This is a genomic window from Kitasatospora sp. NPDC058492, assembly GCF_042720685.1.
GTDB lineage: Bacteria > Actinomycetota > Actinomycetes > Streptomycetales > Streptomycetaceae > Kitasatospora.
Window position 1 is genome coordinate 1 of the sequence record NZ_JBHXMU010000038.1, and the last position, 17425, is coordinate 17425.

The 17425-nt window shown below is 70.0% G+C and carries 10 protein-coding genes and 3 CRISPR repeat arrays; of the genes, 9 read left to right on the plus strand and 1 reads right to left on the minus strand.

What is annotated here, in order from left to right; all coding sequences use genetic code 11:
- Positions 1 to 280: 280 nt before the first annotated feature.
- From ACFWPI_RS24025 to ACFWPI_RS24060, 8 genes are all read left to right on the plus strand, one after another.
- Positions 281 to 1477, plus strand: coding sequence for an FAD-dependent monooxygenase (locus ACFWPI_RS24025; RefSeq protein ID WP_380374335.1), 1197 nt, complete (start codon positions 281 to 283; stop codon positions 1475 to 1477).
- Positions 1474 to 1641 (plus strand): hypothetical protein, encoded by a 168-nt coding sequence (locus ACFWPI_RS24030; protein WP_380374333.1) that lies wholly within the window; start codon positions 1474 to 1476, stop codon positions 1639 to 1641. Before ACFWPI_RS24025 ends, ACFWPI_RS24030 begins: the two co-directional genes overlap by 4 nt.
- Before the next feature lie 163 nt (positions 1642 to 1804).
- A complete protein-coding gene (locus tag ACFWPI_RS24035; protein WP_380374331.1) occupies positions 1805 to 3160 on the plus strand; it encodes a M64 family metallopeptidase in 1356 nt (451 codons plus the stop codon).
- A 248-nt stretch (positions 3161 to 3408) separates the two neighbouring features.
- Positions 3409 to 5238: a glycoside hydrolase family 15 protein gene (locus ACFWPI_RS24040; protein WP_380374329.1), complete on the plus strand. Its 1830-nt coding sequence runs from the start codon at positions 3409 to 3411 to the stop codon at positions 5236 to 5238.
- A 250-nt stretch (positions 5239 to 5488) separates the two neighbouring features.
- Positions 5489 to 6259 carry a ricin-type beta-trefoil lectin domain protein gene (locus ACFWPI_RS24045; RefSeq protein WP_380374326.1) on the plus strand — a complete coding sequence of 257 codons (771 nt, stop codon included), beginning with the start codon at positions 5489 to 5491 and terminating at the stop codon, positions 6257 to 6259.
- Positions 6260 to 6906: 647 nt separating this feature from the next.
- Positions 6907 to 7798: direct repeats of the CRISPR family, unit length 29 nt; unit sequence GGAGCAATCCCCGCGAGCGCGGGGCCGAC.
- Between the two features lie 775 nt (positions 7799 to 8573).
- Positions 8574 to 9731, plus strand: a complete 1158-nt coding sequence (locus tag ACFWPI_RS24050) for a helix-turn-helix domain-containing protein (RefSeq protein WP_380374324.1) — start codon at positions 8574 to 8576, stop codon at positions 9729 to 9731.
- Positions 9728 to 10255, plus strand: a complete 528-nt coding sequence (locus ACFWPI_RS24055; protein WP_380374321.1) for a hypothetical protein — start codon at positions 9728 to 9730, stop codon at positions 10253 to 10255. The genes ACFWPI_RS24050 and ACFWPI_RS24055 overlap by 4 nt, the downstream gene beginning before the upstream one ends.
- 1229 nt (positions 10256 to 11484) lie before the next feature.
- A CRISPR array of direct repeats spans positions 11485 to 12488; the repeat unit is 28 nt; unit sequence GAGCGATCCCCGCGAGCGCGGGGCCGAT.
- 666 nt (positions 12489 to 13154) lie between these two features.
- A complete protein-coding gene (locus ACFWPI_RS24060) occupies positions 13155 to 13427 on the plus strand; it encodes a helix-turn-helix domain-containing protein (RefSeq protein WP_380374319.1) in 273 nt (90 codons plus the stop codon).
- 204 nt (positions 13428 to 13631) lie between these two features.
- Here the strand turns inward: ACFWPI_RS24060 and ACFWPI_RS24065 are convergent, their stop codons facing one another.
- The gene (locus ACFWPI_RS24065) at positions 13632 to 14147 is read right to left on the minus strand and encodes a glycine-rich domain-containing protein (protein WP_380374317.1); all 516 of its coding nucleotides are present in this window, start codon (positions 14145 to 14147) and stop codon (positions 13632 to 13634) included.
- Between the two features lie 667 nt (positions 14148 to 14814).
- Here ACFWPI_RS24065 and ACFWPI_RS24070 point away from each other — a divergent pair.
- Positions 14815 to 15573, plus strand: a complete 759-nt coding sequence (locus tag ACFWPI_RS24070) for a GntR family transcriptional regulator (protein WP_380374314.1) — start codon at positions 14815 to 14817, stop codon at positions 15571 to 15573.
- 160 nt (positions 15574 to 15733) lie between these two features.
- Positions 15734 to 16854: a CRISPR direct-repeat array (repeat unit 28 nt; unit sequence GAGCAATCCCCGCGCGTGCGGGGCCGAC).
- Positions 16855 to 17425: the final 571 nt, after the last annotated feature.

The window sequence follows — 17425 nt, forward strand, 5'->3', positions numbered from 1 at the left end:
CGATCCGACAACCGCTCACCCGCACACGACTTGACCTGCCCCACCCTCGCCACACCACAACCAACGAGACAGACACACCAAAGTCACTGGCATTGAGCTTAGGCCCTGTCCGCCGCCGCCCCTTGCCTGACCGAAGGTCAGGGCGTAGCGTCGAATTACTGACCGACGGTCAGTCCGGGAGCGCCGACGCGACCGCTGACCGCTGACCGGCGACGGCTGCCGCGAGTCGGCCTGGCTGCGATCAGGCGACGACGATCAGGCGATGACAGAAGGAGCGTCCATGAACGCCTCGACCAGGACAGTCGATCGCACCGTGCTGATCTCCGGGGCCGGCATCGCCGGACCGACGCTCGCCTACTGGCTGGCCCGCCACGGCTTCCAGCCGACCGTGGTCGAGCGGGCCGTGGCCGTGCGCTCCAGCGGCAGCCCGGTCGATGTCGCCGGTCGCGCGATGGAGGTCGCCGAGCGGATGGGGATCAGGGACCGCCTCCGGGCGGCCGCCACCCAGGTGACCGGCGTGGGCTTCTACAACGCCGCGGGCCGCCGGGTGGGCAGGATCGACCTGCAGGGCCTGTCGGGCCCGGCCCGGGCCGACACGGTCGAGCTGCCGCGCGGCGATCTCGCCGCGATCATCCACGAAGCGAGCCGGGACGACGCCGAGTTCGTGTTCGGCGACTCGATCGCGAGCCTGAGCCAGGACGAGGCGGGTGTCGACGTCACCTTCGCGTACGGCCGCCCCCGCCGCTTCGGCCTGGTGGTCGGCGCCGACGGCCTGCACTCCGCCGTCCGCCGGCTGGCCTTCGGCCCGGAGTCCGGGTTCGTCCGCCACCTGGGGATGTACGTGGCCACCATGCCGCTGGCCGGGGCGGCGGGCGACCTGCGGGAAGTGGCGATCCACAACGCGCCGGGCCGCGCCCTCTGCGTGCATCCCGGATGCGGCAGGCCGCTGGCCGCGTTCATGATCCGGTCCGCCGCCGTGCCGGACTTCGACCACCGCGACACCGAGCAGCACCGGCGACTGCTGACCGCCGCGTTCGCCGGGATGGGCTGGCGCGCGCCCGAGGTGCTGGCGCAGGTGCGCGAGAGCGAGGAACTGTACTTCGACGCGGTGAGCCAGGTCCGGCTGCCGCAGTGGTCGCGGGGCCGGGTCACGCTGCTCGGCGATGCCGCGTCCTGCGTGTCGCTCTTCGGCGGCGGCTCCAGCCTGGCCGTGGCGGGCGCCTACAGCCTGGTCGAGGCCCTGGCCGCCGATCCCGCCGACCACCGCGCGGCCCTGGCCCGCTACGAGGCCGCGCACCGGGGGCTGGTGGACGAGGCCCGGCAGTCCGTACGAGCGGCCTTCGCGCTGCTCGTCCCGGCCGGCCGCGGCGGCATCCTGGCCAGGAACCTCGCCACCCGGCTGTCGCCGGTCGTGCTCGCGGCAGCCCGGGCCGGGAGTGTGCTCAAGTCCCGTGCCGCGCGCGGGGATTACTCATGACCGGGCCCGAGCTTCCCTCCTTCGTCCGGCTGCGAGCAGGCGGCATCGTACGAGCGGACCTCACCGGCCGCCTGGCCGTCGTCGACCACTTCGAGGACGCCGTCACCACCGTGGCGGCAGTCGGTGTGAACCGTTCGTGGGCAGCCGGACGTATCCACCGGTGAGGTGGTGAGCGGACGGTGTCACCCTGTCAGCTCGGGTCTGGTGTGGCCGTGTTGGCGGCGGGTGGTGGTGTCACGGCGCGGGACGGTGCGGTACTGCGCGCACGTCCCCTGCCGGAAAGCTCGCCACCGGCCCTCGCTGCCCGTCGATTTCGGAGAAACTCCTTTGCGCAACAGCAGGTTCACCTCGGTCCTCCTGGCCGGTGTCACGACGCTGGCGGCCCTCGCCGTCGGCGTCGGCCCGGCGGTCGCCGCCCCGTCCGAGCCGGCCGCCATCGCCGGCTCCCCGGACGCCTCCCCGGACGCCTTCCCGGGCGGCCAGGACGTCGAGGTCTTCGCCGAGGACGGCGCCATCAGCCGGACCAAGGTCCCTTCGGCGTCCCCCTTCGTCGCCGAGCAGTCCATGAGCGCGGCCGCTGCCGGGGCTGCCGCCGGGGACGGCGCCGTCACGAAGGTCGTCAACAACGGGAGCACGGACAGCAAGCTGGACGTGGTCATGATCGGCGACGGCTACACGGCCTCGGAGCAGGACAAGTTCCGCAAGGACGCCGCGGCGAAGTGGAAGGACATCAGCGCCGTCGAGCCCTACGCCACCTACCGCAAGCTGTTCAACGTGTGGGCCGTGGGCGCCGTCTCCGCACAGTCGGGCGTCTCCGGGGACCCGAAGCAGGACACCGTCCGCAAGACCGCCCTCGGCTCGCACTTCTGGTGCAACTCCATCGAGCGGCTGCTGTGCGTGGACGTCAAGGCCGTCGACGCCTACGCCGCCAAGGCCCCGCAGGCCGACCTCGTGATCGTCGTCGCCAACACCGCCAAGTACGGCGGCGCCGGCTACGGCAGCACCCAGTCGCCGCTCGGCTACGAGGGCATCGCCACCGTGGCGGGCGGCAACGGCGCGTCCGGCCAGATAGCGGTGCACGAGACCGGCCACTCGCTGGGCAAGCTCGCGGACGAGTACTGGGCCGATGGGGCGGGGCCCTACAAGGGCGCGGAGCCCACGCAGCCCAACATCACCACCCTGAGCGCCGACCGGATGCGCCAGGACAAGACCAAGTGGTACCGCTGGCTCGGCAAGACCTCTCCCGACGGTGGCACCGTCGGCGCCTACCAGGGCGGCAGCAACTACCCGTCCGGCCTCAACCGGCCGACCGACAACTCGGTGATGCGCTCCCTCGGCCGCGAGTTCAACCTGCCCGGCCGCGAGGCGATGATCGCCGGCTTCTACCGGCGCGCCTCCACCCTCTCCAGCGCCACGCCCGTCACCACCCGGCTGACCGCGACCGACCGCCTCACCGTCGACCTCCCGGTCTCCGGCACCAAGCTGCGGTGGTACCTCGACGGCAAGGAGGTGACGGCCCTGCGCGACCGCAAGGCGATCGCCGTTTCCGACCTCGGCCCCACCGGCCCCAAGCCCGCCGCCCACGAGCTCAAGGCCGTCGCGAACGACCCCACCTCGTCCGTCATCGACCCGGCCCTGACCCCAGCGCTGACCCGCAGCCTGGTCTGGAGCGTCACCCGCTGACCACGGGGCGTGGCCCCTCTCGTCGCGTGGCCCCTCGCGTCCGGCTGGGACGGGAGGGGCCACGCCCATGGCGGAAGCCGCGCCGGCCGGGGCCCACACCGGCCGGGGCCCACACCGGTTGGGGCCCGCACCGGTTGGGGCCCGGGAGGCCCGGCCGGTGCTCGGCCCGGCCCCCGCGCCGACGGCGATCTACCATGGCTAGGAAGGCTTCGTCTCCAAGCCCGCGCCACAGCGGCGGGGAGGTCGGCATGGCGTTCGACACGACGGGGTTCGAGCAGGCGGACAACGGCCGGTACCTGCCGATCTCCGAGCACGGCCTGATCGGCGACCTCCGGACGACCGCCCTGGTCGGCACGAACGGCACCATCGACTGGTACTGCTGTCCGCGCTTCGACGCGCCCAGCGTGTTCGGCGCCATCCTCGACGCGGAGCGGGGCGGATCGTTCGAACTGGCCGCGGACGTCCCGACCCGCACCCGGCAGTTCTACTTCCCCGACACGAACGTGCTGATCACACGCTTCTTCGCCGCGGACGGCGTGGCGGAGATCCAGGACTTCATGCCCGTGGCCGAGGGGTCGCCCGAGGTCGCCCGACACCGGCTGATCCGGCGGCTCATCTGCGTCCGGGGCATCCTTCCGTTCCGGGCGCGGATCGCCCCCCGCTTCGGCTACGGCGCCGAGACGCACACCGTCTCCCTCGAAGGCCACGTCGCGGTGTTCCGCTCCCCGTCGCTGACGCTCGCGCTGACCGCCACCGCGCCGCTGGAGACCGACGGCCTGGACGTGTGGTCGCACTTCAAGCTCCTGGAGGGCGACTCCGTCGTGTTCGCCCTCGACCAGATCGGTGACGACGTCCCGGCCCGGTCGTGTCCGCGCGCCGAGGCGGAGGAGCAGTTCGAGGCGACCGTCCGGTTCTGGCGCCACTGGCTGGCCGGGTCGCGCTACCAGGGCCGGTGGCGGGAGATGGTGCACCGCTCAGCCCTGCTGCTCAAACTGCTCACCTACGCGCCGACCGGCGCGATCGTCGCCGCACCCACCACCAGCCTGCCCGAGCAGGTCGGCGGCGAGCGCAACTGGGACTACCGGTACATGTGGGTCCGCGACGCCGCCTTCTGCGTCTACGCCATGCTGCGCCTCGGGTTCACCTCGGAGGCCGAGGCGTTCATGGGCTTCCTCTTCGAGCGCATGCGCGACACCGCCGCGAACGGCCCGTTGCAGATCATGTACGGCATCGACGGTCGCACCGAGCTGCCCGAGTACGCGCTGCCGCACCTGGAGGGCCACCTGGGCTCCGCACCCGTGCGGGTCGGCAACGCCGCCACCGGCCAGCTCCAGCTGGACATCTACGGAGCCATGATCGACTCCATCTACCTGTACGACAAGTGGGGGCAGCCGATCAGCAGCGCCGGCTGGGAGGACGTCGGCATGGTGGCGGACTGGCTCTGCGAGAACTGGGACCAGCCCGACGAGGGCATCTGGGAGACCCGCGGCGGCCGCAGGAACTACGTGTACTCGCGGCTGATGTGCTGGGTGGCGCTGGAACGGGCGATCCGGATGGCGAACCGCCGCGGCCTGCCGGCCGACCTGCCCCGCTGGCGGCAGACCCGGGACGCGATCTACCACCAGATCATGCGGCGCGGCTGGTCGAGCGAGCTGGGCGCGTTCGTCCAGTCCCTGGACGACGGCGAGCTGGACGCCTCGCTGCTGATGATGCCGATGGCCAAGTTCATCTCGCCCACCGACCCCAAGTGGCTCTCCACCCTGGACGCGCTCACCAAGGGCCTGGTCTCCGACTCCCTGGTCTACCGCTACAACCCGGCCACCAGCCCGGACGGCCTGAGCGGCTCCGAGGGCACCTTCTCGATCTGCTCCTTCTGGTACGTCGAGGCACTGGCCCGCGCCGGCCGCCTGGAGGAGGCCCGGCTCGCCTTCGAGAAGATGCTCACCTACGCCAACCACCTCGGGCTGTTCGCCGAGGAGATCGGCCCGACCGGCGAGCAACTCGGCAACTTCCCGCAGGCCTTCACCCACCTCTCGCTGATCAGCGCGGCCTTCAACCTCGACCGCGCGCTGGGCTGAGATCGCGTCAATTCGGCTGGATCCAGCCCCTGTTCGGCTCCCGTCCGACTCCTTTCAGACTCCCGTCCGGCGGGAACGAGCAGGTCGCGGATGAGCTGAGGTGAATGGCGACATCTTGTCGGCCCACATCCGTTGACGACCCCAGGCGGCACTGCAATGCTCATGACCAAACCTGCGCAACATCTGAGCAGTGCCATCACCCTGTCATCACGGAAAGGGCCCAACCCTCATGCGCCGTACCGCTGTTGTCATGATGACCACGCTGCTGGCCTCCGCCGCGGCACTCACCGTCCCCGCCGCCGCCCAGGCCGCATCCACCGCCGCGCGCCAGGCCGCGCCCGCCACCGCCCAGGCAGAGCAGGCGAGTTCGAGTGCGGCGCTGGCCGGCGGGTGTAACGCCATTGCCGCCGGCGGCGGCCAGGTCATCGGAACCTGTTCGGGCATCAGTCCCCTGCAGATCTGGCGCGTGCAGGCGCAGTGCCAGTACTACGTCAACAACACCGGCCCGTACATGCGCATGGCGATCGGCGGAGCCGTCGTCGGGAGCGGGATGAGCACCGCCATGTGCAACTTCGGTGACACCATCATGTTCCCGCAGATCGTCTTCCTCGGGACGGTGCCGCCGCCGGTCGCCGGGCCGCAGGGCCAGATCAGCGGCTACGCGAGCAAGTGCGTCGACGTCCGGGGCGGCGAGAACAAGAACGGCACCGCGGTCCAGATCTATGACTGCAACGGCACGAACGCCCAGAAGTGGACCGTCGGAGTGGACGGGACGATGCGCGCCCTCGGCAAGTGCATGGACGTGGAGGGTGGCAACACCGCCAACCACACCATGGTCCAGCTCTACGACTGCAACGGCAGCGGAGCCCAGCAGTGGAAGGCCCAGCCCGACGGCTCGCTGCTCAACCCGCAGTCCGGCCGCTGCCTGGACGACCTGGGCTTCGCCACCAACAACGGCAACCAGCTCGGCATCTGGGACTGCAACGGCGCCGACAACCAGAAGTGGAACCTCCCGCACTGATCCCCCCGCCCCCTCGGCCCGGCCGTGATCTCCCCCCACGGCCGGCCCGACAGGGCCCCTCGAATCCCACCTCCGGAGCCACGGGGTCCGGAGGTGGGATTCCCGCCGGCAGCCCGGCTGCTGCTGGCCGGTGGTCCCGTTGCGCGGCACGCCGCACAACGGGACCACCTCTTGTCGGCCACAAATGGTCTCGCCTATAGGCCAGTTGCCCACGCCGGCGACGGGGGTTTCGTGCCCCGCCCTGGAGGTCGACACCTTTCCGAAGGAGAAAGAAGCACGCGTTCGATTGAGCCCGTGTGGGCACCAGGACGGTTTCCGAAGACCCGGATGTCTCCCCAGAGATCACGCCATGGGCCCGGATTCGGGCCCATGACTGACCGAGCACCAGAACTGGCGGGATACGACGGCATGCCCCAAGGCCAACCGGGCGTTCCCGGCAACCAGGGGCCACACGAACGTGGCACATGGGACGAAGGGGCAGCCCCACAAAGTCCTGGCCCCCACCGACGATGGCGTCCCCCTCAACTACCAGGAGGGCCGGGAGCCGCCGTCCAGGCAGCGAGCCAACCTACTTCCTCCTGATGCCGGCAACCCCGCCCGGAGGCGCGAAGCCGAAAGGCCTGATTCGCCTCCTGGGCCGCCACCCCGGAACAATCCCCACAAGCGCGGGGCCGACGTCCGCATGATGGCGGAACAGTGCGCGTCACAGGAGTAATCCCTGCGGGCGCGGGGCCGACCGCCGGTCCGTCTCTGACGAGAACGGACTGATGGAGCAATCCCCGATGTGCGGGGCCGACAGCAGGTCCTGCTCGGGGTCCCGGAGGTACCAGGAGCAATCCCCGCGAGCGCGGGGCCGACCCAGTAGACGTGGTGCTGGCCGTCGGCAAGGCCGGAGCAATCTCCGCGAGCGCGGGGCCGACCGAGCGGAGGCGGGGCACCGGGCTCCAACTGGAGAGCAATCCCCGCGAGCGCAGGGCCGACCGGCTACGAGACCGGTCGCTGAACACGATGCGGGAGCAATCCCCGCGAGCGCGGGGCCGACGTCGTGTCGGTGGCCCAGCGGAGCATGGTCATCGAGCAATCCCCGCGAGCGCGGGGCCGACCGGCCAGCGTCCACGCCCCGGGCGGCGAGGGTGGAGCAATCCCCGCGAGCGCGGGGCCGACCCCAGCACCAGGTAGCGCGCCGCGACGGCCCACCGGGTCAGGGAGCAATCCCCGCGAGCGCGGGGCCGACACCGTCCCGGCTGGCTGGCAGCACGTCGGCCTGGAGCAATCCCCGCGAGCGCGGGGCCGACAGGCTGAGCGTGATGTCGGTGATCTCGTCGCCGGAGCAATCCCCGCGAGCGCGGGGCCGACGGCAAGCGCCCCCTTTTGTTCGCGTCGCCCGAGGAGCAATCCCCGCGAGCGCGGGGCCGACCTCTGCGACGGCTCGGAGCCCGAGGAGATCTGGGAGCAATCCCCGCGAGCGCGGGGCCGACGACCTGTACGCCCTGGCCTCCTGGGACGTCCGGGAGCAATCCCCGCGAGCGCGGGGCCGACACTTCGTGACCTGCGGTGATTCGTGTCAGGGACCGGCAGTTGATTTAGTTCGATTAGGCAGGCGGCGTGTGAAGGAGTTCATGCCTCTTCCCCTCGACGAGACCAGCTCTCGGTGATCACCGGTGTGATGGGCTGGTCTCCTGAACCATCCCCGCGAGCGCGGGGCCGAGCTCGCCCAAGCCGTCCCCTTGGCCTTGTTCGGGGAGCAACCCCCGCGTGTGCGAGGCCGACACCGCGGCCTTCGCCTTGATGGTGCCGAAGGTGGAGCAATCCCCGCGAGGGTGGGGCCGACCCGTGCAACTGACTTGGCACTGATGCTAGCGGAGAGCGATTCCCGTGGGCGTGGGGACGACTGCTGCCGAACGAGGAGGCGCGCCGCGTCACAGTTCTGCAGATCACCAGCCTCTCCTGACCGCTTGAGTGGCTGCGTCCCACTGGCCCTCCCCAGTGGGGCACAGCCCTGTCCTGGCCTACGCGGGGAGGCCTTAGGCGGACGCGGACGCGGCCATCGGCTCGACAAGCCGGCACGTTCCCGAAGCAATGACGTGTGGCGTGGTCTGTACCAATGATTGCAGCGGTCATTGCGGGCCTGGCTCGCCACTGCGCCCGGCAGCGCCCAATCACCGTGTGGCCGCGATTGCATTTCCGCAGGTCAGAGCACCTGTCGTGGCTTCGCCGCCAGTGCGCGCCGCGCACTCACTCGGGCGGGTGAACCCCAGGTCACAACCTGGTCATGTCGATTGCGAGAATCGCAACGCGACTGTACGGTCACAGCATGGATGCCGGACTGATTGAACGCGTGCGTCAGGTCATCGGCTCAACGGGTGAGACCCAGGCCGTCATGGCGGAGCGCATTGGAATCTCCCCAGACAAGCTGTCGAAGTCGCTTGGCGGGAAACGCCGCTTCACCTCCCTCGAACTGGCGCTGATCGCCGATTTCGGCGGCAGAACCGTTGACTGGTTGCTGCGCGGCGTCGAGCCGCGCTCGGCGCTCGGCGCCGCCGCGCGGAAGACGGGCGCCTGTGAGCACACCACCGACGAAGTGCGCAGACTCCTGGGCCGGTACGAGCAGGTGATCGACGCCTTGGCGCGGATCGGGAGCGACCTGCCGAGGCGCGCCCACAACCGCCCAGAGGGAATCGACGGCACGCAGCTCGCCCAGGCCGCCCTGGCGGCAGTGGGAGTCGACCCCTGGACCCTCTCGACCCAGAACCTAGCTTCAAGCTTCGAGCAGGCCTTCGGCGTGGAGATCGCGGGCGTCGATCTTCCCGACAAGCTGGACGGCCTGTCCTGGTCGACCGAGAGCTTCGACCTCATCCTCGTTGCCAAAACCAATGTGTGGACACGCCAACGGTTCACCCTTGCCCACGAACTCGGCCACATTCTCGCCGGCGACGCGCATGACGAGGCGGTCGTCGAGAAGGTGCAGCCGGGCCGGTCGACCACCGCGATGGAAGTGCAGGCGAACGCATTCGCTGCGGAGTTCCTGATGCCGTGTACCACCGTCCTGGCCGACGCCCGGGACCGAACGGCCGGCGGTGACCTGGTGGCGGAGCTGGCCTGGAAGTACCGCGTGTCGCCGAGCGCGATGGCAACCCGGCTGAAGGTGCTGGGGGTCCTGACTGCTGATCAGTGCAGGCAGTGGGGCGCGATGTTGACAGCCGACGGCGCCAGGATTGCCGGTGCCGCGGGGGCCTTGGAGCAGCACATGGTCAACACCGAGCGCAGCCAACGGGGTTGGCATCCTCGACGACTAACAGAGCTGGCAATCAAGGCTTATGCTTCGGGTGATGCGACAGTCCGGCCGCTGGCAGCCCTCCTGGACCTCGACCCGGACGTGCTCCTGGACCTCCTGGAGCCCGCCCAGTTCGAGCCCGAGCAGCAGCAGGCGGCACCGTCCGATCCCGGAACGGAGCTCGCGTTCAGCCCATGATCAGCTGCTTTCCCGACAACACGGTCCTGTGCAACTTCGCGTCCGTCTCCAGGCTCGACATCCTGGAAAACGTACTGAGCGGCCGGGGTCGATGGACGGAAGCAGTGGCGTACGAAGCCAAGCGATCATCGCGATATCTGCCGGCCCTGGACCTACCCGACGTCTCCCGCTGGCTGGGGGAGCCGATCGAAGTCGACGACCCCGAGGCCGTGGAGCGGATTCGACAGGGCGTGTTCTTCGGCAGCCCGTCGGATCCGCTCAGGCATCTCGGGGAGTCCGAGACCCTGCACGTCATCAGCACCCGGGTGGAGTTCAAAGAGGCCACGTGGATCAGCGACGACAAGGCGTCGCTGGACCTCGCGCGACACAGAGGGATCCCGACGATGCGCACCAAGGACGTGATGGCGGTCGCCTGCGTTGGATTCATCGTCTCGAAGCAGGATGGATTCGCCCTCCTCCAGCAAATGGTGACGAACGGTCGGTCCATACGACTGCCCACCACCGCAGATGATCTGATGCGCTGAACACGCCGCTGCGCCCCACCCCGAGTCTCCCGGGGTGGGGCGCAGCGGCGTCCGGCGTCGTCACGCCGAACCCCTACTCGGATCGGTACGGCAGCGCCCCCGCGGGCGCGGGGCCGACTGGGCCGCCGGGATCGCCAGCCGGGAGGCCAAGGAGCAATTCCCGCGGGCGCGGGGCCGATGCGGCGCGTCCCGGGCCACCGAAGACCGAGACAGAGCAATCCCCGCGTGTGCGGGGCCGACCCCACTCTCCCGGAGGGTCCGGCGGGTGCGCGGGAGCAATTCCCGCGTGTGCGGGGCCGACTTGACGCCCTCGGGGACGGGCCGCTTGCCCGGGGAGCAATCCCCGCGTGTGCGGGGCCGATTACTTGTCGTGCACCCCCGCCAGCCAGCTGCCGGAGCAATCCCCGCGCGTGCGGGGCCGACGAGGCGGTGCGGTGGCGGGCAGGTGACGGGTGGGAGCAATCCCCGCGCGTGCGGGGCCGACTGGGCCAACCGTCTTAGCCATAGTGCGCCCAAAGAGCAATCCCCGCGCGTGCGGGGCCGACACTTCCTGACCTGTGGTGATTCGTGTCAGGGGCCGTCAGTTGATTCAGTTCGATTGGGCAGGCGGTCTGTGAAGGAGTTCATGCTTCTTCTTGCGGGTGGGGGAGTTGTCAGCTGTGTCTTGCGCTCCTGAAGCGTACTCGTGTGGGGAGGTTCGGGGCGGTGCTTGGGGGCGGTTGGCGTTGGTATCCGCCCGAGGTCAGGAGGCGGCTGGGTGGGCGGGGGCGACGTGCTGCTGTCGCAAATGCTGTGTGCCGTGGTGGTGGTGATGGAGGTTGTTTGGGATCGCTTCCTGCCGCTGGTGACGTCGGGGCGTCTGGATGCTCGCGCGCGGGCCGAGGTGCGGTGCCGAGAGGCAGGTCCGCCGGCAGCCTCCTGCTCGCCAGCGTCCCGCTCGTCGTCCCGGTGCCGCGTTCTGGGGTGTTGTCCGCTGTCCTGGAGGCCGTTCCGGTCGGTGGTGCAAGTGACGATTGCGGGGGCGTTGGCAGACGGTGCCGGCGAACTCGAAGGCGTCGCGGCGGGCGTCGGGCAGCACCGTGGTGTGTTGCCAGCGGCGCGGGCCCGCGTGCCGGTCGAAGGCGGTTGGACACCGTCTTCGACCGGCCCTGGCAGGCTCGTGTCCGCCTTGCTCGCACCCTCGACGAGACCAACTCCCGGTGGTCACCGGTGCGACGGGCTGGTCCCCTGAACCATCCCCGCGTGTGCGGGGCCGATATGGCGGCGAGGTACTTCTCGAAGCACGGACAGGAGCAATCCCCGAGAGCGCTGGGCCGACCCCGATATCGTCCGCTCCACGGTGCCTGCGGCCGAGTAATCCCCGCGAGCGCGGGGCCGATCGCCGGTCGAAGGAGTCCCGGCGGTGCCAGCTGGAGCGATCCCCGCGAGCGCGGGGCCGATAGCGTCGGCCACACCACCGAGGACAGCCTCAAGGAGCGATCCCCGCGAGCGCGGGGCCGATTCACCCTGCTCGTGCTGCCACAGGGTCTGCGGGGAGCGATCCCCGCGAGCGCGGGGCCGATGAGCCGCTCATCCATCCAGCGCGCGAGGGTAGAGAGCGATCCCCGCGAGCGCAGGGCCGATAACCGGCGGGCGTGGAAGGCCAGGTCGGGGGCGGAGCGATCCCCGCGAGCGCGGGGCCGATGCACCCGGGCCGGAGCAGGCCGCCGACATGACGGAGCGATCCCCGCGAGCGCGGGGCCGATCTGTCCACGTGGCGCCGCACCCGGCACCCGGAGGAGCGATCCCCGCGAGCGCGGGGCCGATGAGTACTTCGACTTCTTCCACCGCGGCATGGAGGAGCGATCCCCGCGAGCGCGGGGCCGATCGAGCCGCGCTTGCCGGCCGCGACCCGGAACAGGAGCGATCCCCGCGAGCGCGGGGCCGATGTCACCACCGCGGTGACGGACGGCACGACGGAGGAGCGATCCCCGCGAGCGCGGGGCCGATTTGACCATGGAGGCCTCGAAGTCCCCGGCCATCGAGCGATCCCCGCGAGCGCGGGGCCGATGAAGGAGCTCATCGGTGGCCGCACCCCCTGTCTGAGCGATCCCCGCGAGCGCGGGGCCGATCTACTGACCACACCAGAGGAGTTCACCACCATGGAGCGATCCCCGCGAGCGCGGGGCCGATGTCGGGCAGCGCGGCGATCATGTGGGCGGCGAGGAGCGATCCCCGCGAGCGCGGGGCCGATACTTTCTGACCTGCGGTGATTAGCGACTGAGGGGCTTGATTGATTCAGTTCGATTGGTAGAGGTCCCGTCGAACAGTCGATGTGTTGTCATCTCTTCTTGCCTCAGGGCTGGTTGTCAGTGTCGAGGCCTGACTCCCCGAAGCGTACCCGCACGTGGAGATTGAGACGATAATTGAGGACCGCTGGCATCGGTACCTGCCCGAAATCAGGAGCTGGGTGCACTGTGGGGTAAGTCCGCCGGGCGGGTTGGGGATCTGCCGCGGAACAGTCCCCGCAACTGTGTTGCCAACAGCGTGAGTTCGGCGATGGCAATGTGCGGAACAATCCCTGCGAGCGCTGGGCCGATGAGACTGCGAGCAGCTGGGGCCGGGTCAGGTCGGAGCAATCCCCGCGTGTGCGGGGCCGATGCGCTGAGCGTACCCGCCCGATCCCGCAGACCGGATCAATCCCCGCGAGCGCGGGGCCGATCCGAGAAGAGCGCAGACCGCATAGTGGGCCTCGGAGCAATCCCCGCGGGCGCGGGGCCGATAGAGCGTAGGTGGCGCTCAGAGTGTGCTCTCAGTTGGTCCCTCCGGGCTGCGGTGGGTCAAGCCTATCGAACGGATGATCGATAAGTGGCGGCATATCGGTACAGACTTTTGATCATGATCCGGTCAGCGCCAAGGGGTGACCGCCCCGTACCAACCCGACGAACAGCAGATCCGCGACCGGCGAGGCGTCGGGGCCCGGATCCTCTCGCTCAGGCGACAGGCGGACCCCACGCAGGAGCGGCTTGGGGAGCGCTCCGGACTTGACCGGCGCACGATCGGGCGGATCGAGAACGGCCTCGCACCTGCGACGCCCAACTCGGCGCCATCGCGCGGGCAATCGGCGTGCCACTCTGGCGCCTGGTCCGCGACGAGCAGCCCTGGCCGGCCATCGGGCCGGCCAGGGCCTTGACCTGCTGCTACTCGCCTCGAAGCGGCTCCATGACGAACCCGAGCCGCGGGGGCACAGGCTCGCCGTCGGGACGTTCGAGCAATGGCCCGAAAGCTTCGAAGTCCTGCTGCCGGTAGCACGCGACCAGGTCTGCGTACCGCGGATCGATCCACTCCATCGGATGCCTCCTACTCGTGTGCCGGCAGCGTACGCGTTCCGAGTCCGCTATTCAGCGGGCTTGGTGCAGGGCTTCTCCGGTTTCTTCATCGGCCTGATTGAACAGCTGGGCGAGTGCTGACAGCTCGCCGCTACGGTCACCAGGCTGTCGTCCGTCGGCGGCCGCCACAGTTCCTGGTCGACCTCGAAGCCCGCCTCCCGGATGGCAGCCTGGGTCTGCTCCATGATGTCCTGGTCGAAGTTGCCCGGGTCGAATCCCGGGCTGTGGTGCACGAACCGGCCCTCGCGCTCGCACAACTCGGCGTACGCCTCGGTGTGGACGAGGAACGCGTGCCAGCCCTCGTCCACGATCCTGGACGGCGCCATGGCCAGGTGCGGGCGGCGGGCGCCCACGACCACGAACGCGATGGCTTCCCGGGTGATCCGGGTGGCCATCGCGACGTCCATGCCCTCGTTGTTGGAGAGCACGGTGGAGATGACGGAGTCGAACGTCGCCGCGCTCACGAACTGGTCCGGAGCGGTCGGGGGCGGCGCCAGTGCCGGGGTGGGTTCGGGAGTGATCATGGTAGTGCTCCTCTCGGTGTGGCGAGTGGTGCAACCTCCTGGGCCGACCGTCAGGCCCGGGGAGGAAACGGAGGGTTGATCAGGGCGTTTCGACCTGATCGCGAGGGGGCTGGTTCGGGCCACCGGTGGGAGATCCGCTCGGCAGGTTGCGAACGCAGGGGCACCCCGACTGGCCGCAGAGGCATACCAGCACCCGAGCACCGCACTCGTCCCACAGGCCGCCGGGACACCCGTGGTGGGCGTCGAGTTGGCACTCGGCGCTGACGTAGCACCCGGCCTGGGCTGTGTCCAGAGTGATGACGATGCCGGAGGGGACGTCCGGTCTGGAGATCATTGCGGCTCCTCCAGTTCGGCCCAAACGACCACCGCGCCAGTTGCGTCCGTGGATCCCCATGAGGTGCAGGACTGCACGATGGCCAGGACATCAGCCCAGCGTTCGACTGATTCGTCGACAGGCGCGGGGACGCTCAGGCGCACTACTCCAGCGTTGGGGCGCGTAACGCGTACGTGGGCGCCTGTGGCCTGACCGAGCGCAGCCTTCACGGCTCCTGCGCACATGCCGATCTGCACCGATCCCCCAGTACATGTAAGGATTAGCTCTACACATACAGTAGGGCCTGGCCGCATACTCTGTCACCCACCGAGCACGGAACGTAGGAGGACATGCATGGCAGGCGACGCCGAATCCCCCTACCTCCGCATCGCAGACCACATCCGCGAACGGATCCTCACCGGCCAGCTCGCAGCCGGAGCCCAGTTGCCATCTCTCGCTGCACTGCGTGAGGAATTCGGCTACTCCCACGGCGTCGGCCAGAACGCCTACCGGCTACTCGAATCCGAGGGCCTGGTCGTCGCCCGCCATGGCCGCGGCTACTACGTCCGCAGCCAGGAACCGCCCACCGTCCTGGTGCGCCGTCAACGCGTACCCCGCGGCGACGGCAGCCCGACGGAGGCCACCCTCGCCAGACAGGGTGTCGCCGGTACTTGGCGGCACGAATCTCAGCCTCGTGCCGCCGAGGCCCGCATCGCGGCCCGGCTGGAAATCCAGCCCGGCGATCCGGTGATGCACACGACCTACGTGTACCTGGCCGACGGAGACCCGGTGCAGCTCGCAGAGAGCTGGGAACCGATGGCCACCACTGGCGGTAGCTTGATCGTCCTGCCCGAGGCCGGTCCACACGCTGGTATCGGCGTCGCCGACCGCATGGCGATCATCGGCATCGACGTGGGCGTGCCCGTTGAGCGCGTGAGTGCCAGGGCTGCCACGCGACCTGAGGCTCAGGCCCTCGGCGTTGCACCCGCTGTCCCGGTGATGGCAATTGAACGGACCTTCTACGACCAGGCCACCGGGCGCCCAGTTGAGACCGCAGACATCGTGCTCACCTCGCGCTGGGTTGCTGAGTACGGGCGCGCCCCACGTTCCTGACCTGCATGGTCCGATGCCGGTCGCACGATGGCGGCATGGCCGATACGCCGACGGACGGTCCTGGTACGAGCCGGACGCGGACAGCGTGTGGCGGTGGACGCACGACACCCCGTAACGACGAAGCGCCCCCGCCCGGCCGAAGCCGAGCGGGGGCGGAGCGATCCCCGCGAGCGCGGGGCCGATCCCCGGCCGAGGAAAATGCCGGAGTGTCCCACAGAGCGATCCCCGCGAGCGCGGCGCCGATAGGGCCGTGCTGTTCCCCGGCGAGCCGGTGCTGGAGCAATCCCCGCATGTGCGGGGCCAACCCGTACAAGGTGGAGCAGGACATCGAGCGGCGGGAGCAATCCCCGCGTGTGCGTGGCTGATCGCAGATCGACGTCGCCATCGCGCGGATCCCGGGAGCGATCCCCACGAGCGCGAGACCGATCAAGTGTCGACGAAGCTGCACCGGGCTGCCCGGGAGCGATCCCTGTGGGCGCGGGGCCGATACTCCAGAGCTCAACTGCGCTTCACTGAACAAGGAACGATCCCCGCGAGCGCGGGGCCGACCCCTGGAAGGTGCCGGTCGACTTCCGCAGCTCGGAGCAATCCCCGCGAGCGCGGGGCCGACCGCCCCGAGTGCACGCCGGCCGATCACAGCAAGGAGCAATCCCCGCGAGCGCGGGGCCGACATGCCCGCGATCTGCTGGAAGGCGGTGCCGGCGGAGCAATCCCCGCGAGCGCGGGCCCGATCAAGCACGTCCGGATTCGTCTTCCGGTCTGGAGGAGTAATCCCCGCGTGTGCGGGGCCGACACCGCGGCCTTCGCCTTGATGGTGCCGAAGGTGGAGCAATCCCTGCGGGCGCGGGGCCGACTGGGCCGTGCCGTTCCCCGGTGAGCCGGTGCTGGAGTAATCCACGCGTGTGCGGAGCCGACCCGCGCCTGCGGACGCCGAAGAGCATCGGCCAGGAGCGATCCCCGCGAGCGCGGGGCCGATACCCGAACAACATCGGGGCTGACCGACGTCCCAGAGCAATCCCCGCGAGCGCGGGGCCGATGGCGAGGGCCTGGACGGCGGTCTCCACCAGCGGGAGCAACCCCCGCGAGCGCGGGGCCGATACCGACCGGGCACCCTGCCGGGGCGACCTGCGAGAGCAATCCCCGCGCGTGCGGGGCCGACGGCTTCGACCTGGCGGAGCACCCGGCCCTGCCGGAGCAATCCCCGCGCGTGCGGGGCCGACTCGAACTCCTGCCGCACCGCGCCCTTGAACGTGGAGCAATCCCCGCGCGTGCGGGGCCGACACTTCCTGACCTGCGGTGATTCGTGTCAGGGGCCGTCAGTTGATTCAGTTCGATTAGGCAGGCGGTCTGTGAAGGAGTTCATGCTTCTTCTTGCGGGTGGGGGAGTTGTCAGCTGTGTCTTGCGCTCCCGAAGCGTACTCGTGTGGGGAGGTTCGGGGCGGTGCTTGGGGGCGGCTGGCGTTGGTATCCGCCCGAGGCCAGGAGGCGGCTGGGTGGGCGGGGGCGGCGTATTGCTGTCGCAGATGCTGTGTGCCGTGGTGGTGGTAATGGAGGTCGTTTGGGATCGCTTCCTGCCGCTGGTGACGTCGGGGCGTCTGGATGCTCTCGCTCGGGTCGAGGTGCGGTGCCGAGCGGCAGGTCCGTCGGCAGCCTCCCGCCCGCCAGCTTGCCGCTCGTCGTCCCGGTGCCGCGTTCTGGGGTGTTGTCCGCTGTCCTGGAGGCCGTTCCGGTCGGTGGTGCAGGTGACGATTGCGGGGCGTTGGTAGACGGTTCGGCGAACTCGACGGTGTCGCGGCGGGCGTCGGGCAGCACCGTGGTGTGTTGCCAGTGGCGCGGGCCCGCGTGCCGGTCG

Excerpts from the sequence above, each read along its gene's own strand:
- ACFWPI_RS24065 (WP_380374317.1), bottom strand. The coding sequence starts at position 14,147 with ATGATCACTCCCGAACCCACCCCGGCACTGGCGCCGCCCCCGACCGCT.
- ACFWPI_RS24025 (WP_380374335.1), top strand. The coding sequence starts at position 281 with ATGAACGCCTCGACCAGGACAGTCGATCGCACCGTGCTGATCTCCGGG.
- ACFWPI_RS24055 (WP_380374321.1), top strand. The coding sequence starts at position 9,728 with ATGATCAGCTGCTTTCCCGACAACACGGTCCTGTGCAACTTCGCGTCC.
- ACFWPI_RS24030 (WP_380374333.1), top strand. The coding sequence starts at position 1,474 with ATGACCGGGCCCGAGCTTCCCTCCTTCGTCCGGCTGCGAGCAGGCGGC.
- ACFWPI_RS24045 (WP_380374326.1), top strand. The coding sequence starts at position 5,489 with ATGATGACCACGCTGCTGGCCTCCGCCGCGGCACTCACCGTCCCCGCC.
- ACFWPI_RS24070 (WP_380374314.1), top strand. The coding sequence starts at position 14,815 with ATGGCAGGCGACGCCGAATCCCCCTACCTCCGCATCGCAGACCACATC.
- ACFWPI_RS24050 (WP_380374324.1), top strand. The coding sequence starts at position 8,574 with ATGGATGCCGGACTGATTGAACGCGTGCGTCAGGTCATCGGCTCAACG.
- ACFWPI_RS24040 (WP_380374329.1), top strand. The coding sequence starts at position 3,409 with ATGGCGTTCGACACGACGGGGTTCGAGCAGGCGGACAACGGCCGGTAC.